The sequence below is a fragment of the Pseudomonas sp. RP-B7 genome (assembly GCF_059803535.1).
On record NZ_JAPFHC010000005.1, the window covers coordinates 160,361 to 183,720 of the forward strand.

Annotated in this window: 19 protein-coding genes and 1 pseudogene; 13 read left to right on the plus strand and 7 right to left on the minus strand. The window is 61.2% G+C overall.

Features of this window, described 5'->3' with window-relative positions; translation table 11 throughout:
- Positions 1 to 55 precede the first annotated feature (55 nt).
- The 3 genes from OPU96_RS07620 to OPU96_RS07630 are packed head-to-tail and all read left to right on the plus strand — an operon-like array spanning position 56 to position 3,637.
- On the plus strand, positions 56 to 973 hold the full coding sequence (locus tag OPU96_RS07620; protein WP_305391447.1) for a putative 2-dehydropantoate 2-reductase: 918 nt from the start codon (positions 56 to 58) through the stop codon (positions 971 to 973).
- Between the two features lie 46 nt (positions 974 to 1,019).
- A complete protein-coding gene (locus OPU96_RS07625; RefSeq protein WP_192299435.1) occupies positions 1,020 to 3,056 on the plus strand; it encodes a sensor histidine kinase in 2,037 nt (678 codons plus the stop codon).
- A 2-nt stretch (positions 3,057 to 3,058) separates the two neighbouring features.
- Positions 3,059 to 3,637, plus strand: coding sequence for a cob(I)yrinic acid a,c-diamide adenosyltransferase (locus tag OPU96_RS07630; RefSeq protein ID WP_226456257.1), 579 nt, complete (start codon positions 3,059 to 3,061; stop codon positions 3,635 to 3,637).
- A gap of 125 nt (positions 3,638 to 3,762) precedes the next feature.
- Here the strand turns inward: OPU96_RS07630 and OPU96_RS07635 are convergent, their stop codons facing one another.
- The 3 genes from OPU96_RS07635 to secA form a co-directional block, all read right to left on the minus strand.
- Positions 3,763 to 4,707, minus strand: a complete 945-nt coding sequence (locus OPU96_RS07635; RefSeq protein ID WP_192299437.1) for a Nudix family hydrolase — start codon at positions 4,705 to 4,707, stop codon at positions 3,763 to 3,765.
- A 20-nt stretch (positions 4,708 to 4,727) separates the two neighbouring features.
- On the minus strand, positions 4,728 to 5,945 hold the full coding sequence (gene argJ, locus OPU96_RS07640; RefSeq protein ID WP_192299438.1) for a bifunctional glutamate N-acetyltransferase/amino-acid acetyltransferase ArgJ: 1,218 nt from the start codon (positions 5,943 to 5,945) through the stop codon (positions 4,728 to 4,730).
- A gap of 124 nt (positions 5,946 to 6,069) precedes the next feature.
- Positions 6,070 to 8,805, minus strand: coding sequence for a preprotein translocase subunit SecA (gene secA / locus OPU96_RS07645; protein ID WP_192299439.1), 2,736 nt, complete (start codon positions 8,803 to 8,805; stop codon positions 6,070 to 6,072).
- Positions 8,806 to 9,110: 305 nt separating this feature from the next.
- Between secA and OPU96_RS07650 the strand changes: the two genes are divergently transcribed.
- Positions 9,111 to 9,566, plus strand: coding sequence for a DUF721 domain-containing protein (locus tag OPU96_RS07650; protein WP_192299440.1), 456 nt, complete (start codon positions 9,111 to 9,113; stop codon positions 9,564 to 9,566).
- A gap of 4 nt (positions 9,567 to 9,570) precedes the next feature.
- Here the strand turns inward: OPU96_RS07650 and OPU96_RS07655 are convergent, their stop codons facing one another.
- A complete protein-coding gene (locus OPU96_RS07655; RefSeq protein WP_226456259.1) occupies positions 9,571 to 11,049 on the minus strand; it encodes a helicase HerA-like domain-containing protein in 1,479 nt (492 codons plus the stop codon).
- 205 nt (positions 11,050 to 11,254) lie between these two features.
- Between OPU96_RS07655 and OPU96_RS07660 the strand changes: the two are divergent.
- Positions 11,255 to 12,286, plus strand: a pseudogene (locus OPU96_RS07660) (cache domain-containing protein); the annotation flags it as partial.
- Between the two features lie 93 nt (positions 12,287 to 12,379).
- A complete protein-coding gene (locus tag OPU96_RS07665) occupies positions 12,380 to 13,144 on the plus strand; it encodes a methyl-accepting chemotaxis protein (protein ID WP_370694924.1) in 765 nt (254 codons plus the stop codon).
- Here the strand turns inward: OPU96_RS07665 and OPU96_RS07670 are convergent.
- Both OPU96_RS07670 and purU read right to left on the minus strand, forming a co-directional pair.
- A complete protein-coding gene (locus OPU96_RS07670; protein WP_192299579.1) occupies positions 13,067 to 13,306 on the minus strand; it encodes a hypothetical protein in 240 nt (79 codons plus the stop codon). The two genes, OPU96_RS07665 and OPU96_RS07670, sit on opposite strands and share 78 nt — an antisense overlap.
- An 85-nt stretch (positions 13,307 to 13,391) precedes the next feature.
- Complete coding sequence (gene purU, locus OPU96_RS07675; RefSeq protein WP_226456261.1) at positions 13,392 to 14,240, minus strand: formyltetrahydrofolate deformylase; 849 nt, start codon at positions 14,238 to 14,240, stop codon at positions 13,392 to 13,394.
- 349 nt (positions 14,241 to 14,589) lie between these two features.
- Here purU and mvaT point away from each other — a divergent pair, with 349 nt between their 5' ends.
- Positions 14,590 to 14,964: a histone-like nucleoid-structuring protein MvaT gene (gene mvaT, locus OPU96_RS07680; protein ID WP_005790963.1), complete on the plus strand. Its 375-nt coding sequence runs from the start codon at positions 14,590 to 14,592 to the stop codon at positions 14,962 to 14,964.
- A 90-nt stretch (positions 14,965 to 15,054) separates the two neighbouring features.
- Here mvaT and sbcB read toward each other — a convergent pair whose 3' ends face one another.
- The gene (gene sbcB, locus OPU96_RS07685; RefSeq protein WP_226456262.1) at positions 15,055 to 16,482 is read right to left on the minus strand and encodes an exodeoxyribonuclease I; all 1,428 of its coding nucleotides are present in this window, start codon (positions 16,480 to 16,482) and stop codon (positions 15,055 to 15,057) included.
- A 167-nt stretch (positions 16,483 to 16,649) separates the two neighbouring features.
- Here sbcB and OPU96_RS07690 point away from each other — a divergent pair, with 167 nt between their 5' ends.
- The 6 genes from OPU96_RS07690 to OPU96_RS07715 are packed head-to-tail and all read left to right on the plus strand — an operon-like array spanning position 16,650 to position 23,323.
- On the plus strand, positions 16,650 to 17,342 hold the full coding sequence (locus OPU96_RS07690; protein WP_226456263.1) for an RDD family protein: 693 nt from the start codon (positions 16,650 to 16,652) through the stop codon (positions 17,340 to 17,342).
- On the plus strand, positions 17,339 to 18,319 hold the full coding sequence (locus OPU96_RS07695) for a stage II sporulation protein M (protein ID WP_498558928.1): 981 nt from the start codon (positions 17,339 to 17,341) through the stop codon (positions 18,317 to 18,319). Before OPU96_RS07690 ends, OPU96_RS07695 begins: the two co-directional genes overlap by 4 nt.
- Positions 18,306 to 19,835 (plus strand): DUF4129 domain-containing protein, encoded by a 1,530-nt coding sequence (locus tag OPU96_RS07700; RefSeq protein WP_305391452.1) that lies wholly within the window; start codon positions 18,306 to 18,308, stop codon positions 19,833 to 19,835. Before OPU96_RS07695 ends, OPU96_RS07700 begins: the two co-directional genes overlap by 14 nt.
- Positions 19,832 to 20,992: a DUF4350 domain-containing protein gene (locus OPU96_RS07705; protein WP_498558929.1), complete on the plus strand. Its 1,161-nt coding sequence runs from the start codon at positions 19,832 to 19,834 to the stop codon at positions 20,990 to 20,992. The genes OPU96_RS07700 and OPU96_RS07705 overlap by 4 nt, the downstream gene beginning before the upstream one ends.
- Positions 20,989 to 21,984 (plus strand): AAA family ATPase, encoded by a 996-nt coding sequence (locus OPU96_RS07710; protein ID WP_192299467.1) that lies wholly within the window; start codon positions 20,989 to 20,991, stop codon positions 21,982 to 21,984. Before OPU96_RS07705 ends, OPU96_RS07710 begins: the two co-directional genes overlap by 4 nt.
- A gap of 7 nt (positions 21,985 to 21,991) precedes the next feature.
- A complete protein-coding gene (locus OPU96_RS07715; protein ID WP_226456267.1) occupies positions 21,992 to 23,323 on the plus strand; it encodes a DUF58 domain-containing protein in 1,332 nt (443 codons plus the stop codon).
- Positions 23,324 to 23,360: the final 37 nt, after the last annotated feature.

Here is a 23,360-nt window from a genome sequence, read left to right on the forward strand (position 1 = left end):
TTATAGCGGTTCTTTCGCCTCGTTCACTGCGGGCGACCCTACGGAGCAAAATCTGATGTCGACCACCTGGCATATTCTCGGCGCCGGCAGCCTTGGCACCCTCTGGGCCACGCGGCTGGCCCGTGCGGGCGTGCCCGTGCGGTTGATCCTGCGCGATGCGGCACGCCTGGCCAGCTATCAGGCGACGCCTGGTCTGACCCTGGTGGAGCATGATGTGGCACACACCTACCCGGTGATCGCCGAAACGCCCGACAGCCCAGAGCCAATCCGTCGCCTGCTGGTGGCGTGCAAAGCCTACGATGCGCAAAGCGCCGTCGCACAGCTGCAACATCGGCTAGCGCCAGACGCCGAACTGATCCTGCTGCAGAACGGCCTCGGCAGCCAGGACGCCGTTGCCACCCAGTTACCCCAGGCCCGCTGCATCTATGCCTCCAGCACCGAAGGCGCGTTTCGCGACGGCGACTGGCGCGTGGTGTTCGCCGGCCACGGCTACACCTGGCTGGGTGACGCCAGGCATCCCACCCCGCCGCTGTGGCTGGAAGACCTACAGGCCGCAGGAATCCCTCACGAATGGAGCACCGACATCCTCACCCGCCTGTGGCGCAAGCTCGCACTCAACTGTGCGATAAATCCGCTGACGGTGCTTTACCAATGCCGCAACGGCGGCTTGCAGGCCCACGCCTGTGAGGTCGCGACCCTCTGCGCGGAATTGAGCGAGTTGCTCGAATGCTGCGGCCAGCCCGTCGCCGCACAAGACCTGCACAGCGAAGTGGTACGGGTGATCCAGGCGACTGCAGCCAATTACTCCTCGATGTACCAAGACGTGGCCAACGCCCGGCGCACCGAAATCAGCTACCTGTTGGGCTATGCTTGCCAGGCGGCGGCCCGTCACCAATTGAATCTGCCGCACCTGCAACAAGTGCAAATGCGCCTGGTCGAGCAGTTGCATGCACGCGGATTGCCCCGCGACTGAACCACGCGCTACCCTGCCCGCCTGTCTATTACCTGGGAAAACCCTGATGCCGCTGCGCCAGCGTCTTGAAAATCTACCGGTCGGGCAGAAACTGCTCGCCGCCCTGCTGGTGCTGCTGACCACTGTATTGCTGGTGGCCAACCTCACGTTTATCAGCGCCGCCTACTGGATCTCCCAGGAGAGCATGGCCCCCCAGGCACTCCAAGCCATCGGTCGGTTGGTCTCCAACCCGGCCCTGGCCGCCGAAGCCCTGGAATCCCCGGCCAAAGCCGACGCCCTGCTCAACGAGCTGACCAGCTACTCACCGCTGCGCGCCGCCGCCCTGTATGACAGCGAAGGCAACCGCCTGGCGCAATTGCAACATGGCGACCGCCTGCACCTGCCGGACAACTACCGGCATATCGAGGCCTGGCGCGCCACCGAGTTTCGCAGCAACCAGGTCATCACCCTGCCCCGTCCGGGCCAGCCATCCGGGCATTTGCTGCTGGTCGCCAGCAGCGAGCTGCCGGTAGCGTTCTATACCGGCACCTTGACCGCGAGCCTGGGCATCCTGATTTTCAGTGTGCTGTTGTGGTTGGTCATCGCCCGGCAGATCAAACGCCTGATCACCCGGCCGATCCATGAGTTGGAAGAACTGTCGCGCCAGGTTACCCGCGAAGAGAACTACGCCTTGCGTGCCGGGCGCGGCAACCACGATGAAATCGGCAGCCTGGCCGAAGCCTTCAACACCATGCTGTCGCGCATCGAAGCACGCGAGCAGCAGCTCAAGCGCGCGCGGGACGACTCCCAGGAAGCCTACGCCCAAGCCCAGGGCCTGGCCGAAGAAACCCGCCACACCAACCGCAAGCTGGAACTCGAAGTACAGGTGCGCAGCAAGATCGAGAAAAAGCTCACGGGTTTCCAGAACTACCTCAACAGCATCATCGACTCCATGCCGTCGGCCCTGATCGCCCTCGACGAACAGCTCTACGTCACCCAGTGGAACCAGGAGGCCAGCGCGCTCTCCGGCACACGCCTGGATGAAGCGCTGAACCAACCGATCTTCCTTGCGTTCCAGCCGCTCAAGCCATACCTGCCGCAGATCAAGGCCACAGTGGAACAGCACACCGTGGAACGCATCGAGCGCGTTACCTGGATCAAGGACGACGAGCCCAAACACTACGCCCTGACCTTCTACCCGCTGATGGGCGGCGCCGGGCGCGGGGTGGTGATCCGCATCGACGACATCACCCAGCGCCTGTCCCTGGAAGAAATGATGGTGCAGTCGGAGAAAATGCTTTCGGTCGGCGGGCTGGCCGCCGGCATGGCCCATGAGATCAACAACCCACTGGGGGCGATCCTGCATAACGTGCAGAACATCCGCCGCCGCTTGTCACCGGACCTGCCCAAGAACCTCGAACACGCCGAACAGGTCGGCGTCGAGTTGGACACGGTGAACCGCTACCTGCAAAGCCGTGAAGTGCCGCAACTACTCGACGGCATCCAGCAGGCCGGCGCGCGCGCAGCGAAAATCGTGACCCACATGCTCAGTTTCAGTCGCCGCAGCAACCGGCAGATGGCGCCCTGCGACCTGCCCGCGCTGATCGATCAAGCCGTGGAAATCGCTGGCAATGATTTCGACCTGACCATCGGCTTCGACTTCAAGGGCCAGGCCATCGTCCGCCAGTTCGACCCGCAACTGGGCCCCGTGCCCGGCACCGCCAACGAGCTTGAGCAAGTGTTGCTCAACCTGCTCAAGAACGCCGCCCAGGCCATTCACCTGCGTGAAGACGACCGCGAGCCCGGACGCATCATCCTGCGCACGCGCCTCAACCCACCGTGGGCGGAGATCCAGGTGGAAGACAACGGCATCGGCATGAGCGAAAACGTGCGCAAACGCACGTTCGAGCCGTTCTTCACCACCAAGGAAATCGGCCAGGGCACCGGGCTTGGGCTATCGGTGTCGTACTTCATCATCACCAACAACCACAAGGGCCAGATGGAAGTGCAATCGACCCTCGGCCAAGGCACTTGCTTCACCTTGCGCCTACCCCTGGCGGGCAGCCAACTGCCGCCTTACGAACTCACCCAACTGGAGCAATGACCATGGGCTTTCGCCTGTCGAAGATCTACACCCGCACCGGCGACAAGGGCGAAACCGGCCTCGGTGACGGCCGCCGCGTGCCCAAGGACCACCCGCGCGTGGAGGCGATTGGCGAGGTGGATACGCTCAATAGTCAACTGGGGCTATTGCTGGCCAATCTGGAAGAACAGAGCGGCAAACACCCACAACTCAAAGATGTGATCGAAGTGCTTACGCCGTGCCAGCATCGCTTGTTTGACCTTGGCGGTGAACTGGCCATGCCGGTGTACAAGGCGCTGAATGCGGCGGAAGTGGACCGATTGGAAGCGGCGATTGATCGTTGGAACGAGGAGGTCGGGCCGCTGGAAAACTTCATCCTGCCCGGTGGCTCGGCGTTGATCGCCCAGGCACACGTGTGCCGCAGCCTGGCGCGTAGTGCGGAGCGGCGGTGTCAGCAGTTGAATGGGATTGAGCCACTGGATGGCGTGGGGTTGGCGTATATCAATCGGTTGTCGGATTTGTTGTTCGTGGCGGCGCGGATTATTGCCAAACGCCAGGGTGTTGCTGAGGTTTTGTGGCAGGCAGCCGCTAAACCCCATTGATTAATCAGTGCCGGATCTGACGCCTTCGCGAGCAAGCCCGCTCCCACATTCGACCGCATTCTCATGTCGGAACTCGGTCAAGTGTGGGAGCGGGCTTGCTCGCGAAGAGGCCAGTCAGAACAGCATCAAACCTCAGGCCAGAATGCCCGGATCCCGGCCACACCCTGAGCCCCAGCGCCCCAAGCCTTTTCCCGCTCGGCCGGCCCAACCCCACCCAGCAGAAACACCGGCTTGCTGAAGCCGCTGATCAACTGCGCGGCCTGCTCCCAACCCAACGGCTGCGCGTCAGGATGAGTCTGGGTCGGTTGCACCGGCGACAGCGTGACAAAATCCACATCCATCAATTCGGCCAGCGCCAGCTCTTCAGCGTTGTGGCACGACGCCGCCAACCAACGATCTTTAGGCAGCGGTCGACCTTTGCTGGCGTATTTACGCAATTGCGCCGAGGTCATGTGCCAGCCGGCTGAAGGAAAATCCCCCAACCATTCGAACGGGCCCTTGAGCATCAATTGCGCCTTGCCGGCACACAGGCCAACCGCATCCACCGCCAGGTCACGATACTTGGGGTCGTAGCCGTTGGGCGCACGCAGTTGAACCAGCTTGATGCCGCCGGCAATGGCTTTCTGAAGACCACGCAACAGCGTCGGTGTTTCCAGCTCACCAGGAGTGATCAGGTACTCGGCAGGCAAACGCGCCGCAGCCACAATCGGCGCATTGGCCGCCGGGAACTCATAGTTCGGCAGGTCCCGGGGCGCCACCCATTCCAGCGGTTGCCCTTCCACACCATGGGGCTCGCCGGTAAAGGCCGAGACTTCCCAGACATCCAGCAACACCTGCTTGTCCGGGTAGTCATGCTGCACCTGGATCAGTGGCCGCGCCGTGGTGACCTGGATACCCAGTTCTTCCTGCAATTCGCGGGACAGCGCGGTGGCGACCGACTCATCGGCCTCCACCTTGCCACCGGGAAACTCCCAGAGGCCGCCCTGATGCTGAGTGTCTGCGCGGCGCGCCAGCAAAATCCTGCCATCGACACCGCGGATCACCGCTGCTGCTACATGCACTCGTTTCACCGCGTTCATCCTCTCTGCGATCAGGTGCGGTATTCCGCGTTGATCTTCACGTACTCGTGGGACAGGTCAGTGGTCCAGATGGTTTCGCTGCAATCGCCGCGACCCAGCTCGATGCGGATGGTGATTTCTTCCTGCTGCATCACGGCCGAGCCCTGGGCTTCGGTGTAGGTTTCGGCACGCGCGCCACGGCTGGCGATGCAGACGTCACCGAGGAACACGTCGATCTTGCTCACGTCCAGGTCTGGCACGCCGGCACGACCGACGGCCGCAAGGATACGGCCCCAGTTCGGGTCGGAAGCAAACAGTGCGGTCTTGATCAGCGGCGAGTGCGCCACGGTGTAGCCCACGTCCAGGCATTCCTGGTGATTGCCGCCGCCGTTGACTTCTACGGTGACAAACTTGGTTGCGCCTTCGCCGTCACGCACGATGGCCTGGGCCACGTCCATGCACACTTCGAACACCGCCTGCTTCAACGCCGCGAACAGCGGGCCGCTGGCCTCGGTGATCTCCGGCAGGTTGGCCTGGCCGGTGGCGATCAGCATGCAGCAGTCGTTGGTCGAGGTGTCGCCATCGATGGTGATGCGGTTGAACGACTTGTTAGCGCCGTCGAGGATCAGGCTATGCAACACGTCGCGGGAGACTTTGGCGTCGGTGGCGATGTAGCCGAGCATGGTGGCCATGTTCGGACGGATCATGCCCGCGCCCTTGCTGATGCCGGTCACGGTGACGGTCACGCCATCATGCACGAACTGGCGGCTGGCGCCTTTTGGCAGGGTATCGGTGGTCATGATGCCGGTGGCGGCGGCGGCCCAGTTATCCACAGACAGGTCGTCCAGCGCGGCTTGCAGTGCGCCTTCGATCTTCTCGACGGGCAGCGGCTCGCCGATCACGCCGGTGGAGTACGGCAGCACTTGGCTGGCGTCCACGCCAGTCAGTTGGGCCAGCTTGGCGCAGGTACGCGCAGCCGCTACCAGGCCAGGCTCGCCGGTGCCGGCGTTGGCGTTGCCAGTGTTGGTCAGCAGGTAACGGATAGTCCCGGCAACACGCTGCTTGGCCAGGATCACCGGCGCAGCGCAGAACGCGTTGAGGGTGAACACACCGGCGACGGTCGAGCCTTCGGCACAGCGCATCACCACCACATCCTTGCGCCCTGGGCGTTTGATGCCGGCCGAAGCGATACCGAGTTCAAAACCGGCAACCGGGTGCAAAGTGGGCAAAGGACCAAGACCAACAGCCATGAATGCGCTCCTTAAAAAATAGGTGATGTCTGTGCCGTCGTAAGCGACGGTGAAATTAATGGCAAAACGCCGCGACGGCACAGGCCGGTCGCGGCGCAAGGTGTTGCAGCGTCAGGGCGAAATCTTATTCGATCTGGCCGTGGCAGTGTTTGAACTTCTTGCCCGAACCGCAGTAGCACAGCTCGTTGCGGCCCAGTTTCTGGTCGTTGCGAACCGGGGTTTGAGCCAAGGCCACATCGACCTCTTCGCCCAACACCTCTGGGGCGTCCAGGCCCGGCGCTTCGTCGTGCTGGAACTGCATGCGCGCAGCCAGTGCCTCGGCTTCCTGGCGCAGGCGAGCTTCTTCCTCGATCGGGTCTTCGCGACGCACCTGAACGTGGGACAGCACGCGAATCGAATCGCGCTTGATCGAATCCAACAGTTCGGAGAACAGCGTGAACGACTCGCGCTTGTACTCCTGCTTCGGGTTCTTCTGGGCGTAGCCGCGCAGGTGGATGCCGTGACGCAAGTGGTCCATGGTCGACAGGTGGTCTTTCCACAGGTCGTCCAGCACGCGCAGTACGATTTGCTTCTCGAAGGTGCGCAGTGCTTCGGCACTCGCCTGCTCTTCTTTCTCGTTGTACGCGGCCAGCAATTCGGCCATCAGTTTTTCGCGCAGGGTTTCTTCGTACAGGTGGTCGTCTTCGTCCAGCCATTGCTGAACTGGCAGATCCACGCCGAAATCGCTCTTCAACGCTGCTTCCAGACCGGCCACATCCCACTGCTCAGGCAGCGACTGTGGCGGAATGTGCGCGCTGACAGTGGCGTTGAGCACGTCCTGACGGAAATCGGCGATGGTCTCGCCAATGTTGTCGGCGGCCAGCAACGTGTTACGCATGTGATAGATCACTTTACGCTGTTCGTTGTTGACGTCATCGAACTCGAGCAGTTGCTTACGAATGTCGAAGTTGCGCCCTTCAACCTTGCGCTGCGCCTTCTCGATGGCGTTGGTCACCATACGGTGCTCGATCGCTTCACCGGACTGCATGCCCAGGGCCTTCATGAAGTTCTTCACGCGGTCCGAGGCGAAGATGCGCATCAGGCTGTCTTCCAGGGACAGGTAGAAGCGGCTGGAGCCGGCGTCACCCTGGCGACCGGCACGGCCACGCAGCTGGTTGTCGATACGGCGCGATTCGTGACGCTCGGAAGCGATCACCTGCAAGCCACCGGATTCCAGCACGGCCTGGTGGCGCTTCTGCCAGTCGGCCTTGATCTGGGCGATCTGCTCGGGGCTCGGGTTGTCCAGGGCCGCGACTTCCACTTCCCAGTTGCCGCCCAACAGGATGTCGGTACCACGACCCGCCATGTTGGTGGCGATGGTCAGTGCGCCTGGGCGACCGGCCTGGGCGATGATCTCGGCTTCTTTTTCGTGGAACTTGGCGTTGAGGACCTTGTGCTCGATGCCTTCCTTGTTGAGCAGGTTGGACACATGCTCGGAAGTCTCGATGGTGGCGGTACCCACCAGGATTGGACGGCCCTTGGCCATGCCGTCCTTGATGTCGTTGATGATCGCCGCGTACTTCTCTTCGGCGGTCAGGAACACCAGGTCGTTGTAGTCCTTACGCGCCAGTGGCTTGTTCGGCGGGATAACCACCACCGACAGACCGTAGATCTGGTGGAATTCGAACGCTTCGGTGTCGGCCGTACCGGTCATGCCGGACAGTTTGTTGTACAGACGGAAGTAGTTCTGGAAGGTGGTGGACGCCAACGTCTGGCTTTCAGCCTGGATGTTGAGGTGTTCCTTCGCTTCGATGGCCTGGTGCAGGCCTTCGGACAGACGGCGGCCCGGCATGGTACGGCCGGTGTGCTCGTCGACCAGCACGACCTGGCCGTCCTGCACGATGTATTCAACGTTGCGATGGAACAGCTTGTGGGCACGCAGCCCGGCATACACGTGGGTCAACAGGCCCAGGTTGTGCGCCGAGTACAGGCTTTCACCCTCGGCCAGCTCGCCGATCTGGGTCAGCATTTCTTCGACGAACTGGTGACCGGCTTCGTTGAGTTCGACCTGGCGGGTCTTCTCGTCGATGGTGAAATGACCTTCTTTGGTCACCACGCCTTCGACTTCCTCGATGTGCTGCTCCAGGCGCGGGATCAACTTGTTGATCTCGGTGTACAGGCGCGAGCTGTCTTCGGCCTGGCCAGAGATGATCAGCGGGGTACGGGCTTCGTCGATGAGGATGGAGTCGACTTCGTCGATCACGGCAAAGTTGAGTTCGCGCTGGAATTTTTCTTCCATGCTGAACGCCATGTTGTCGCGCAGGTAGTCGAAACCGAATTCGTTGTTGGTGCCGTAGGTGATGTCGGCGGCGTAGGCGGCGCGTTTCTCTTCCGGCGGCTGGAACGGCGTGACAACGCCGACGGTCAGGCCGAGGAATTCATACAGCGGGCGCATCCAGTTGGCGTCCCGGCGAGCCAGGTAGTCGTTCACCGTCACAACGTGCACGCCCTTGCCAGACAGTGCGTTGAGGTAAACACCCAGGGTTGCCACCAGGGTCTTGCCTTCACCGGTACGCATTTCGGCAATCATGCCTTCATGCAAGGTCATGCCGCCGATCAACTGGACGTCGAAGTGGCGCATGCCCATGACACGCTTGCCGGCTTCACGGGCGACCGCAAAGGCTTCGGGAAGCAGCTTGTCGAGGGTTTCACCTTTGGCTATGCGGGCCTTGAACTCTTCGGTCTTGGCGCGCAATTGCTCGTCCGAAAGGGCAACCATCTGCTCTTCGAAGGCATTGACCAGCTGCACCGTCTTGAGCATGCGTTTGACTTCGCGCTCATTCTTGCTTCCAAAAAGTTTCTTTAACAAAGGCGCAAACATATCGGCAGGTTCTTCCACACATAGGGATGGAGGGCGCACCGTGAGTGGCCCGAGCAGCCCTCACGGCCGCATGCGAACGCGCATTCTACCCGGAATCGTGGGTGAGGAAAGTGGCGTTGTTCCCCGATGCAGGCATGGGGCGGTGAGAGGGCTTGTTTAAAATAAGGGCTTTTACCGGACTTTCAACCCATGGAGCACAGAAGTTAACTATTGATTTCACGGGCTTTACCCCTTCAGCGCATGGCTTGGGGGCGTACAGGCGCTTTCTGCTAAGATGGCCGCTCTGTTACTTTAGGTGTCTAATAATGGCATTTCGCCCCCTTACAGCCCGCGCTCCCGGCGCGTTGCTTCGCGAAGCCAAGCCGTTGAAAGCCATCTTTGGCCATGCACAACGCCTGGGCCATCTGCAGCGCCTGGTCGAAAGCCAACTGCAACCGGCCGCACGTGAACATTGTCATGTGGCGTCTTGGCGCGAGGGCAACCTGCTACTCATTGTCACAGATGGCCATTGGGCCACCCGCCTGCGCTATCAACAGAAGCGCCTGCAACGCCAATTGATGGCATTTGATGAGTTCGCCAGCCTGACGCGCATCCAGTTCAAGGTGCAACCGCCCACTGTCCAGCAGGGCGCGGTGGGGCACACCATGGATTTGTCGGAAAACGCGGCCGAAACCATTCAGGCAACGGCCGACGGGATCAGCGATCCAGGCCTGCGCGCAGCGCTTGAGCGGCTCGCCGCCCACGCCAAGCCCAAGGCCTGAGCCGTTACTTGCGCTTGCTGCCGCCAAGCAACGACCCCAGCAACCCCCGCACCAGCTGCCGCCCCATCTGATTGGCAGCCTGCTGCATGGCGGATTTCAACGCCTTGCCCGCTGCCGTTCCCAGAAACGCTCCGGCCTTGTCGGTAAAACTCGGCTCTTCTTCGGCCGGCTTGGCCTCCTCGGTCGGCCCCAGCTCCTTGCGCGCCATCAGCACTTCGTAGGCTGATTCGCGATCGATCGGCTTGTCATAGCGCCCCTGCAACGGCGAACTGGCGATCAATGCCACGCGTTCAACCTCGCTCAACGGCCCGATCCGCGATTGCGGCGGCGCAACCAACACGCGCTGGACGACTTCCGGCGTGCCTTTTTCCTGCAAGGTGCCCACCAACGCCTCACCCGTGCCCAACTCGGTCAACACCGCCAGAGCATCGAACGCGGGGTTCGGTCGGAAACCATCTGCCACCGCCCGCAGAGACTTCTGCTCTTTGGTGGTGAACGCGCGCAGGCCGTGCTGGATACGCAGGCCGAGCTGCGCGAGCACCGTGTCCGGCAGGTCACCCGGGGACTGGGTGACGAAATACACCCCTACCCCTTTCGAACGAATCAACCGCACCACCTGCTCCAAGCGCTCTTGCAGGGCCCTGGGCGTGTCGGCGAACAACAAATGCGCCTCATCGAAAAACAGCGCCAGCAGCGGTTTGTCTGCATCGCCACGCTCTGGCAGTTGTTCGAACAACTCCGCCAGCAGCCACAACAGGAACGTCGCGTAGACCTTCGGCGCCTCGTGTACCAGGCGGCTGGCGTCCAGCAGGTGGATGCGCCCCCGTCCGTCGCTGGCGGGTTGCAGAATATCTTCAAGTTGCAGGGCCGGTTCGCCAAACAAGGCTTCGGCGCCCTGCTGCTCCAACACCGCCAGGCGCCGTAACAGCGCCTGGCTGGAGCCGGTGGTCATCAGCGCGGCATCGTCGCCCAGCAACTCCGGGTGATAACGCAAGTGGTTGAGCAGCGCCTTGAGGTCCTTCAAGTCCAGCAGCAACAGACCTTCGCGGTCGGCCATCTTGAATGTCGCGTAGAGCGCCGATTGTTGGCTGTCCGTCAGCTCCAACAGGGCGCCAAGCAACAACGGGCCCATTTCGCTGATGGTGGTACGCAACGGATGACCAGACTGCCCGTGTATATCCCACAACGTGACCGGATAAGCCTTGGCCGTGTAGTTAAGGAAAGGCATGCCGGCAATGCGCTCGGCCACTTTGCCCTGGGGGTTGGCGGCGGCACCCAGGCCACACAGATCGCCCTTGATGTCAGCGGCAAACACCGCCACACCGGCATCGCTGAACGCCTCGGCCAGACGCTGCAAGGTGACGGTCTTGCCCGTGCCGGTGGCACCGGCGATAAGCCCGTGGCGATTGCCCAGGCGCATGGCCTGGGCGATGGGCTGGCCTTCAAGGTCTGCGCCGATCAGGAGTTGCGTGGAGTCAGACATTTTGTCTCCCATGATTAAGCTTTAATAACGCGAGGTCGATACAGACAGATGTGAGACCCACAAAGTCTAAAAATAGGTCAGATAATTCCCACAGGAGCCAGCGGAGCTATCACAAGCAATATCACACCTTTTTTGACGCTGCCATTCTGCGCCTCCCACAAGGACGCGCATCGGATATTAAGACCTTAGCGGACCCCTACAAGCCATGAATAAAAATCTACGCTTCAGCCATAAAATCCTGCTTGCAGCCTCCCTTATAGTCGTCGCCGCATTCGCGCTGTTTACCCTCTACAACGACTACCTGCAACGCAACGCCATTCGCAACGACCTCAACAGCTACCTGAATGAAATGGGCGACGTCACCGCAGGCAACATTCAAACCTGGCTCACCGGGCGCATTGCCCTGGTGGAAAACGCCGCACAGAACATCGCCATCAACCCCGAGCCGAGTGTGGTCGGCAGCCTGCTGGATCAGAAAACCCTGACCTCCTCGTTCATGGCAACCTACGTAGGCGACAGCACGGGCGCCTTCACCATCCGCCCCGACACCAAAATGCCGGACGGCTTCGACCCCCGCGTTCGCCCCTGGTACAAGGGCGCCCAGAGCAGTAACGGTTCGACCCTGACCGAACCCTACATCGACGCCGCTACTGGCAAATTGATCATTTCCATCGCCACCCCCAGCATCAAGTCCGGCCAAAGCATCGGCGTCGTGGGCGGTGACCTGAGCCTGCAAACCCTGGTGGACAACATTGGCGCGCTGGACCTGGGCGGCATGGGCTACGCCTTCCTGGTCAGTGCCGACGGCAAGGTCCTGGTGCACCCGGACAAAAACCTGGTGATGAAGACCCTGGCCGACGTCTACCCCAAAAACACCCCGAAAATCAGCAGCGACTTCAGCGAGGTCGAGGCCAACGGCAAGGACAACATCGTCACCTTCACACCGATCAAAGGCTTGCCGTCGGTGAACTGGTATCTCGGAATTTCGGTGGATAAAGACAAAGCCTTCGCCATGCTCAGCGAATTTCGCACCTCGGCGGTGATCGCCACCCTCATTGCCGTGGTGATCATCATCGCCCTGCTTGGCATGCTGATCCGTGTGCTGCTGCAACCGTTGCACCTGATGACCCGCGCCATGCAGGACATCGCCGATGGCGAAGGCGACCTGACGCGCCGCCTGACCATCCAGAACCACGACGAATTCGGCACCCTGGGCAACGCGTTCAACCGCTTCGTCGAGCGTATTCATACGTCGATCCGCGAAGTGTCCTCGGCCACCGGGCAGGTCAATGAAGTGGCCCTGCGTGTGGTCAGCGCGTCCAACTCATCAATGGTCAATTCCGACGAACAGGCCAACCGCACCAACAGCGTGGCTGCCGCCATCAATCAACTGGGGGCCGCCGCCCAGGAAATCGCCCGTAACGCCGCGCAGGCCTCCAGCCAGGCCAGCGATGCGCGCAGCCTGGCGGAAGATGGTCAGCAAGTGGTGGAGCGCAACATCAAGGCGATGACGCAGCTATCGGCGATGATCAGCGCTTCGAGCACCAATATCGAAGCACTTAACAGCAAAACGGTGAACATCGGGCAAATCCTCGAAGTCATCACCAGCATCTCCCAGCAAACCAACCTGCTGGCGCTCAACGCCGCCATCGAAGCCGCCCGCGCCGGGGAAGCTGGCCGTGGCTTTGCCGTGGTCGCCGATGAAGTGCGCAACCTGGCCCATCGCACCCAGGAATCGGCGCAACAGGTGCAAACCATGATCGAAGAGCTGCAAGTCGGTGCGCGGGACTCGGTCAGCACCATGAGCGAAAGCCAGCGTCACAGCCAGGACAGCGTGGAGATTGCGAACCTCGCCGGCGAACGCCTGAACAGCGTGACCCAACGTATCGGCGAAATCGACGGCATGAACCAGTCGGTCGCCACCGCTACCGAGGAACAGACCTCGGTGGTGGAGTCGATCAACATGGACATCACCGAGATCAACACCCTCAACCAGGAAGGTGTGGAAAACCTGCAGTCAACCTTGCGTGCCTGTGCCGACCTTGAGCAACAGGCCGGGCGGCTCAAGCAGTTGGTCGGCAGCTTCCGCATCTGACCCGTGTGCAGGCTTGCCCTGCTCACGCGCCCACAGTTCGGCGGCACCGGGAAAATCGGTGCCGTCCTCACTGTCGAGGTCATCCGGGTCATAGCGGCTCAAACAACCCTCCCCCAGCGTCGCCGGGGCTTTGGATGTGGCTTTGTCCAACGGATCGCTCATGGTCCACTCCTTGAGGGCAGGCAAAAAAAAGGGCCTGGGACGATTTAACGCCCAGGCCCTTCATTCTTCAATCACCACTCGGTGATCAGAACACCACAGTCTTGTTACCGTGAACCAGCACGCGGTCTTCCAAGTGGTAACGCAGGCCACGGGCCAACACCATCTTCTCGACGTCACGGCCGAAACGCACCATGTCTTCGATGCTGTCGCTGTGGCTCACGCGGACCACGTCCTGCTCGATGATCGGGCCGGCGTCCAGCTCTTCGGTCACGTAGTGGCAGGTCGCACCAATCAATTTCACACCACGCAGCGATGCCTGGTGATAAGGCTTGGCGCCGACAAACGACGGCAGGAAGCTGTGGTGGATATTGATCACCTTGCCAGCGTAGGCACTGCACAGCTCCGGCGGCAGGATCTGCATGTAGCGCGCCAGCACCACGACGTCGGCTTCGTGCTGCTTGACCAGGCGGGACACCTCGGCGAACGCCGGTTCCTTGTCCTGCGGGTTGACCGGCACGTGGTAGTACGGGATGCCATGCCACTCAACCATGCTGCGCAGGTCGTCGTGGTTGGAAATCACGCAGGCGATCTCGCAGTCCAGCTCATCGCTGTGCCAGCGGTGCAGCAAGTCTGCCAGGCAGTGGGATTCGCGGCTGGCCATCAGCACCACGCGTTTTTTCTGCTCGGTGTCGGTGATGTGCCAGGTCATCGAAAACTCTTCGGCAATCGGCGCAAACGCCTCGCGGAAGGCATCAAGGCCAAAGGGCAGCGAGTCGGCACGAATCTCGTGACGCATGAAGAACCAACCGCTGAGATTGTCCGAGTGATGGCTCGCCTCGGTGATCCAGCCGTTGTGGGAGGCCAGAAAGTTACTGACTTTGGCAACGATACCAACCCGGTCCGGGCAAGCAATCACCAGCCGAAAAGTGCGCATTAGGGGAAAACTCCAGAACTTCGCAAAGGCCGCCATTCTAGCCACTACGCAGAAAAACTGCAGTATCCGTCGAGGCTTATTCTGGTGGCCTGGCAGCGATACGCCCCTTAATAGCGTAAGGTTTTACCAGCGCTATATGAACGTTCACGCGCAAAATCGGGCAATTATGCTTTTCTTACGTAGATTATCTTTGCCGCGTATGCCCTATTAATTAACTCCAACGCATTGCATTGCCACAAACATTCAACGCAATTCACATAAATACACCCTTAAATGTTTACTTGAGGATTTGGCCTGACTATTATTGACCCACTTCCTGTCAATCAGCGCTCTACATAAGGTAGTCCACATGTCCCTGATCAACGAATACCGTGCCACCGAAGAAGCTATCAAAGAGCTGCAAGCCCGCTTGAAGAACCTGTCCCAAGACGACAAGCTGCAAACTGAGCTGGAATTCGAAGGCAAACTGCGCACCCTGATGGGTGAATACTCCAAGTCCCTGCGTGACATCATCGCGCTGCTGGACCCAGAGTCGAAAGTTAAGGCTCCACGTGGCGCCGTGAAAACTACCGGCACCAAGCGTGCTCGCAAGGTCAAGCAATACAAGAACCCACACAACGGCGAAGTGATTGAAACCAAAGGTGGCAACCACAAGACTCTGAAAGAGTGGAAAGCCAAGTGGGGCGGTGACGTGGTTGAAGGTTGGGCTACCCTGCTGGGCTAAGCCCCATCGGGCTGCGGCCTGATACGCGACACTTTGAAAACGCCAGCTCGCTGGCGTTTTTTATTGCCTGAAAATACTCTAGGGCCCCGATTACAAATTGAACCGGGCCGCTAAAGCGTCGGCATATTCCTGCCACTGCGCCAACACCTGCAACTGATACGGCGTGGCACTTGCCGCCAACTCCAGACGTGCCTGATTAAATCCCTCAAGGGTAATCGGCGCGCCCAGCTCAGCGTCCGACAAACGCTGCTGGCAAAATAATTTCCAGCGTTGTTGCTCCTCGTTATTCAAGGTCTCGGGAAAGTTGCGCGCACGGTAGCGAAATAATAATTCGGGCAGGCGATGATCGTCGAACGGCCACTGCTGATGTGCTAGTTGCGCAGGTTCAGCGTTGCGTACTTGTTCACATAAGCGCCGATCGCGATCGCCGATAAAACCATCATAAAGCTGCTGCTCCGGGTCTGTTGTCGGCGCAAATTCCTCCTCGGCATAAATGCTCGCCAACTTGTCGCGCCAAACTTCCTGTGCGTCAGTTAGCCGCAGCGCGCGCGCCTGGTAACTGTCCATATCCAAGTGCAAGCGTTCACGATCTTGCGCCCGCAACACATTCAACGGAGCCACCACCGGGCAGCGATTGATGTGCAGCAATTTGAGGGGCACAGGCAGTTCCCCGTCAGCGAGTTCGTCACGCCGCGTGTAGAGGCGCTGACGCAAGGTTTCGGCATCAAGGTCCAGCAAGCCTTGAGGGTCGAGACCCAGGTCACAGACAATCAACGCATTGCGATTGCGTGGGTGCCAAGCCAATGGCAACACAACGCCCAGGTAATGACGCTCGGCCGAAAAACGTCCGGAGATATGCACCATCGGCTGCAACAGACGCACCTGGTCCATCACCCGCTGTTTGCTGCGCAACTGGAACAGCCAGTCATACAGCTTGGGCTGTTTCTCCCGTACCAACCGGGCCAACGCAATGGTTGCACGCACGTCGGACAAGGCATCGTGGGCCTGGCCATGATCAATCCCGTTGGCGGCGGTCAGGCGTTCAAGCTTGAGCGTGACACGGCCGTCCTGCTGTGGCCATTCGATACCTTCCGGACGCAAGGCGTAGGCGGTGCGCACCACGTCGATCAAGTCCCAGCGACTGTTGCCGCCTTGCCACTCGCGGGCATAAGGGTCGAAGAAGTTGCGATACAGGCTGTAGCGCGTCATTTCATCGTCGAACCGCAAGGTGTTGTAACCGGCCCCGCAAGTACCGGGGGCAGCCAGTTCGGCGTGCACCCGTGTCATGAAGTCGGCCTCGGCCAAGCCTTTTTGCGCCAGGATGCCGGGGGTGATGCCGGTAATCGCACATGCAGCAGGATGCGGCAGGATGTCGTCGCTGGGTTGGCAGTATAGGTTGACCGGCGGCCCGATCTCGTTCAGTTCAAGATCGGTGCGGATACCGGCGACCTGAAGGGGGCGATCGCTGCGCGGATTGATGCCGGTGGTTTCATAGTCGTACCAGAAAATGGAGGTCACGGGCTGTTCCTGTGCTGAAGATCGGCAAAGTCTAGGCGCTGCAAGGCATTCGAAGCCAGCGCCATCGACCCTGTACAAACATCCAGTAAAACCTTGAATGGTTGCTTCCAGCGCCGACACTGCTAGCATCCGTCTCTCTCAGCCACACTGCACTGCCAAGGATCGCGATGCCATCAGCCCCATTGGACACCCGTTACCAGATCGAGACCCCGGAGGGCATCGACCTGCCGTTGCGCCCAGCCGGCCTGGTACCCCGTGCATTGGCCTTCGGGTTCGACCTGGGCCTGCGTGGGCTGGTCATGGGAATCCTCGTCGTGCCCCTGGCGCTGCTCGGCAATATCGGCATCGGCATCGGTTCGCTGCTGCTGTTCCTGGTCAGCTGGTGGTACATGGTGCTGTTCGAAGTGCTCAACCAGGGCTGCTCCCCAGGCAAGCAGGTGATGGGCTTGCGCGTGGTACAGGATGACGGCACGCCCATCGGCTGGTCCGCCTCGTTGATCCGCAACCTGCTGCGCTTTGTCGACATGCTGCCTTTCGGCTACTTTCTCGGGGCCATCAGTTGCCTGCAGCACCCCCATTTCAAACGACTCGGCGACCTCGCCGCCGGTACGCTGGTGATCTACCGCGAGCATCCCCTGCCCCGTCCCAATGTCCCCGCAGCTGCGGCCTTGCGCCTGCCCTTTGCCTTGGACCTCAGCGAGCAACGCGCCATCCTTGGCTTTGCCGAACGCCAGGGTGAGTTGTCGGCCGAGCGGGTCCACGAACTGGCCTCCATTCTCGCCACGCCCCTGCAAGTGTCACCGGCACGTGCCGCCGAACAACTCAACGGCGTGGCTCGCGGCCTGTTGGGGCCAATATGAAACAGAGCCTGTTCGAAAGCCGTTACCAGCAGCAATGGCATGCCTTCGCCGAACAACTGACCCAGCTGGAACAAGGCAAGGCCAAGGCCGCTGACGTGACCGACTTCCCCCACCAGTATCGGCGCCTGTGCCAACACCTCGCCCTGGCTCAGGAGCGCGGCTACAGCAGTTATCTGGTGGACCCCCTGCAACAACTGGCCTTGCGTGGCCATCAACAGCTCTACCGCCATCGCAGCCAATTGGGCGCAAAGGTCCTGAGTTTTATCCTGGCCGACTTCCCACGCCTGGTTCGCGCGCAGTGGCGCTTTGTATTGGTTGCCAGCCTGCTGTTCTTCGGCAGCCTGGCCGGTGTAGCACTGCTGGTGTACCTGTTTCCCGACCTGATCTACAGCATCGTCAGCCCCCAGCAGGTAGCCGAGATGCACAGCATGTACAACCCCGAGGCCAGCCGCCTCGGGCGCGCGGCCGAACGTGCTTCCAGCGAAGACTGGATGATGTTTGGCTACTACGTGATGCATAACATCGGTATCGCGTTCCAGACCTTCGCCGCCGGTTTGTTGCTGGGGCTGGGCAGTTTGTTCTTCCTGATCTTCAACGGCCTGATCATCGGTGCGATCTCCGGCCACCTCACCGAAATAGGCTTTGGCCAGACGTTCTGGTCCTTTGTGATCGGCCATGGCGCCTTCGAACTCAGCGCCATCGCCCTGGCCGGCGCGGCGGGACTGCAACTGGGCTGGGCATTGATCGCCCCGGGTCAACTGACGCGAGGCGAATCCCTGCGGCTGGCGGCGCATCAAAGCGTGCAGATGCTGTGCGGCGTGATGGTGTTCCTGCTGATCGCCGCGTTCATCGAAGCCTATTGGTCTTCCACCACCAGCGTTGCGCCCTGGCTCAAATACCTGGTGGGCACCCTGCTCTGGTTGCTGGTGGCCGCTTACCTGATCTTTGCCGGACGGACTCGCCATGCGCCTGAGTAATGCCAGCGTAGTGATCCGCCCCCGCACGCCATGGGAAGCCATGGACCTTGGAGTACGGATGGCCCAGGAGCATCGCTGGCTGCTGATGGGCAGTTGGGCGATGGTGACCTTGCCGGTTTTCGCGTTGCTGACCGCACTGTTCTGGAAGTATCCCTCCACGGCTCTGTTGGTGTTCTGGTGGCTGAAGCCGGCCTTTGATCGTCTGCCGCTGTATATCTTGTCGAAAGCCCTGTTCGCAGAGACACCCAGCGCCAGGCAGGCCGTCAGCCAATGGCCGCGACTGCTCAAAGGCCAGCTATTGGCCAGCCTGACCTGGCGGCGACTCAGCCCGAGTCGCAGCTTTTTGATGCCGGTCAGTCAACTCGAAGGCCTGGATGGTCCCGACCGCCAAAAACGCCTGGGCGTCTTGCAGCAACGCAGCGCCTGGGCCGGACGCTGGCTGACCATTATTGGGGTGCATCTGGAAATAGGCCTGTGGTTCGGCTGCATGGCCCTGTTCTATCTACTCATCCCCCAGCAGCTCGAACTGGATTGGGACTGGCAACGAATGGCACTGGCCACGGGTTCCGAGGGGCTCTGGCTGGAACACCTGGGCAATGCCTTCTATGCCCTGATCCTGGTGTTCTGGGAGCCGATGTATGTCGCGTGCGGCTTCAGCCTGTACCTCAACCGCCGTACCGTGCTGGAGGCCTGGGACCTGGAGCTGGTATTCCGCCGCCTGCGCGAACGCCTGAGCAGCGTAGTGCCGTTGTTGGTGCTGGTGACGGTGCTGGCCCTGAGCCCATTCAGCGGCCCCGCCATGGCCGAGGACGCCTCCCCGCCCAAACAAGTGACAACCCAGGCCGCCAGCCAGTCGATCAAGACATTGCTGGAGAAGCCACCGTTCAAAAATCCGGAAACCGTCACGCGCTATCGTTTCGGCGATGAGAAACCCGCCACTAAGAGCAAGGCACACGGAGACGGCAAGCTGCCGGCCTGGTTGCGGGCATGGCTGGACAACCTCAACGGCAATACCCTCAAACACGTCGCCTTGGGCATGGAAGTGCTGCTGTGGAGCCTGTTGGCCGCCGGTATTGCCCTGCTCATCTGGCGCTATCGCGATTGGCTGCACGCCTTTGTCAGCCGGCGCCGCTCACGCCAACCAAAACCCGCCAAACCGATACCCACGCAACTGTTCGGCCTGGAACTGGGCGTCGAGACCTTGCCCGACGACATCGCCAGCACGGCCGAGCAACTTTGGCCCACACAGCCACGGGAAGCACTCGGCCTGCTCTATCGAGGCTTGCTTAGCCGGTTGCTGCATGACTTCAACCTGCCACTGAAAAGCGCCGATACGGAAGGCCAGGTCCTGGAACGCATCCATCGGCTGCAACAGCCGCACTTGCTGGCATTCAGCGATGAGCTGACCCGGCACTGGCAAAACCTCGCGTACGGCCACCGCTTGCCCCCGGCCCAGGCTCAACAGCAACTGTGCAGTGATTGGCGCACCTTGTTCAACGCGGGGGCAGCCCGATGAAACGGACTTTACTGTGGGTCATCGTAGCGCTGCTGACGTGCCTGCTGGGGGCAGGCCTTGTCTATGTCGGAAACAAAGCGATCCCCTACGATGAAGTCATAGACCGCGGCCCCTCACCCGAGGCCGCAGCCAACCCCTACCTGGCAGCGGAACACTTTTTACGCCAGCAAGGCCTGGGCGTCGAACACGCCAATAGCCTTGAGGGGCTGAAGACCCTGCCAGCCAAAAACAACAGCCTGCTGTTGCTGGGCGAGCGCAGCAACATGACACCACGCCAGGCCGAGCAGCTGTTGGACTGGGCCAGGTCCGGCGGCCATCTGCTATTGGTGGCTGAAGCGCTCTGGGATGAAGAAACCGGCAACAGCGGCGACTTGCTGCTGGATCACCTGCAGATTCACCAGGCATTGAGCGACGAACCTGACGAGCCCGTACCTGCGCGAAAACAGAAATCCCCAGACCTGACCAAGCTCTATGTCGACAACGAAACCGCACCGGCCTATTTCAGTTTCGATACCGACTTCAACCTCACCGACCCCAAGCATCTGGCACAGTTTTCTGCCAATAGCGCCCAGTCCAGCCACCTGATGCAACTCAATCTCGGGCATGGCCGTGTGACGGTGATCACCGACAGCGACCTGTGGAAAAACCCGAACATCGGCAAGCACGACAACGCCTGGCTGCTGTGGTATCTCAACCAAGACACCGCGGTGACCCTGCTGTTCAACAGCGACGTGGACAACCTGTTCACCCTGTTGCTGCGCTACTTCCCCCAGACGTTGGTGGCGCTCGCTGCGCTGCTCGCCCTGGCACTCTGGCACGTCGGCATGCGCCAAGGTCCGATACAAGCGCCGGCCCCCAAGGCACGCCGGCAACTGCAAGAACACCTGAACGCGAGCGCCGACTTCCTGCTCCGCCGCGGCGGCCAGGGTGCTTTGCTGCGTGCGTTGCAGCGCGACATCCTGCGCGCCGCAAGGCGGCGTCACCCAGGTTTTGAACACCTCGACTCCGCAGAACAGCAGCAGGTGCTCGAACACCTGACGCGCCAACCTTCTCACGTCATCAGCCAGGCCCTCGGCCCCCTCCCGGCAAAACGGCTTTCCAGCGCCGATTTCAGCCGTCAGGTGGCCAGCCTGCAAACTCTCAGGAACGCCCTATGAGCGAATATTCCCCGGCAACTGCCCTGACGACCGAAAGCCTGCAAAAGGCCAGTCGGCAGGCACAGGCCCTGCGTGTTGAACTACGTAAAGCGGTCATTGGCCAGGATCAGGTGATCGATGATGTCCTCACATCGCTGATCGCCGGAGGCCATGTCTTGCTCGAAGGCGTTCCCGGCCTGGGCAAGACCTTGCTGGTGCGCGCCCTTGCGCGGTGTTTCGGTGGAGAATTCGCGCGTATCCAGTTCACCCCGGACCTGATGCCCAGCGACGTCACCGGCCATGCCGTGTACGACCTGCACACTGAGCAGTTCAAGTTGCGAAAGGGGCCGTTGTTTACCCATCTGCTGCTGGCTGACGAGATCAACCGCGCCCCGGCCAAGACCCAGGCGGCGCTGCTCGAAGCCATGCAAGAACGTCAGGTCACCCTTGAAGGCGAAGCGCTGCCCATCGGCCAACCCTTCATGGTGCTGGCGACCCAGAACCCGATCGAACAGGAAGGCACTTACCCCCTGCCCGAAGCCGAGCTGGACCGCTTCATGCTGAAAGTCCGCATGGACTACCCCGATGCACAACAAGAGCTGGACATGGTGCGCGAAGTGACGCGCTCATCCCGCGCCGACATGCTTGATGTACAGCCCCTGCGTACCGTGTTGCAGGCTGAAGATGTGCTGCAATTGCAACAGATCGCCAGCGAACTGCCCCTCGACGAGCAGGTACTCGACTATGCCGTGCGCCTGGCACGCGCCACCCGCAGTTGGCCAGGATTGACCATTGGCGCCGGCCCCCGGGCGTCCATCGCCCTGGTACGCGGCGCCCGGGCCAGGGCCCTGTTGCGCGGCGGTGAGTTTGTCACCCCGGATGACATCAAGGGCTGCGCCTTGGCGGTATTGCGCCATCGGGTGCGTATCGCCCCCGAACTGGACATCGACGGATTGGACGTGGACCAGGTGCTAAAGCAAATGCTCGACCAGATCCCGGCACCTCGGCAATGAACCGCCCATGAAACCGACCCGCCTGCTGTTGACCTGGCTCGCAGTGCTGCTTGGCCTGAACACCCTGCTCGGCGCGGCGACCGCGTTGCAGTTCAAGGTGCCCGACACCCTGTACTCGATAGCCTGGGGCCTGCTGCTGGCGCTTTTGCTGCTGGCGTTGCTGGATGCCGCGCGCCTGCGCCATCGCCCCTCCCCACGCGTGCAACGGCAGATGCCCGGCAGCCTGGCGTTGGGCCGCTGGGGCGAGGTGCGCCTGACGCTGGAACACGACTCGCCACAGCCCCTGACCGTGCAGGTATTCGACCATGCTCCTGACGGCCTGAGCGTAGAGAACATGCCGCAGTCCATCGCGCTGCGACCGGGTGAACGCAGTGAGCTGGGGTATCGCCTGCGCCCCTTGCGGCGCGGGCATTTCACTTTCACTCGTTGCGAGGTGCACCTGCCGAGCCACCTCGGGCTGTGGGCGGTGCGGCGCTTGATCGACGTCAACGACGCCACACGTGTCTACCCGGATTTCGCCCGACTCTATGGTGCACAGCTCCTGGGAGTGGACAACTGGCTGAGCCAGTTGGGCGTTCGGCAGCATCAGCGACGCGGATTGGGGCTGGAGTTTCATCAACTGCGCGAATTTCGCGAGGGCGACAGCCTGCGCCAGATCGACTGGAAGGCGACTGCACGGCAACGTACACCGATCGCCCGGGAATATCAGGATGAGCGCGACCAACAAATCGTGTTCTTGCTTGATTGCGGCCGACGCATGCGCAGCCAGGACGACGAGCTGTCGCACTTCGACCATGCGCTGAATGCCTGCCTGCTGCTCAGCTATGTAGCCTTGCGCCAGGGCGATGCGGTGGGCTTATGCACCTTTGCCGGTGAACAGTCGCGCTACCTGGCACCAGTCAAGGGCAGCAGCCAGTTGAACCTGCTGCTCAACGCAGTCTACGACCTGGACACGACACGACGCACAGCCGACTACGAGGCCGCGGCCAGCCAACTGCTGGCCCGACAAAAACGCCGCGCCCTGGTGATTGTGGTCACCAACCTTCGGGATGAGGACGATGAGGCTTTGTTGACCGCGGCCAAGCGCATCGGCCGCCAACACCGGGTGCTGGTAGCCAGCCTGCGCGAGGAAGTACTCGACCAACTGCGCCAGATCCCCGTGCAAACCTTGCCCGAAGCCCTGGCCTACAGCGGCACCGTCGACTACCTCAATACCCGGGATGAACTGCATGACCGCTTGAGCGCCCATGGCCTGTCGGTATTGGACACTCCACCATCGGAGCTTGGCCCAGCCCTGGTGACACGCTACCTGGGCTGGAAGAAAGCGGGCGTACTCTGAGAATAGAGCGCACGGCCTCGGCAAGGGGCAGTCCCCA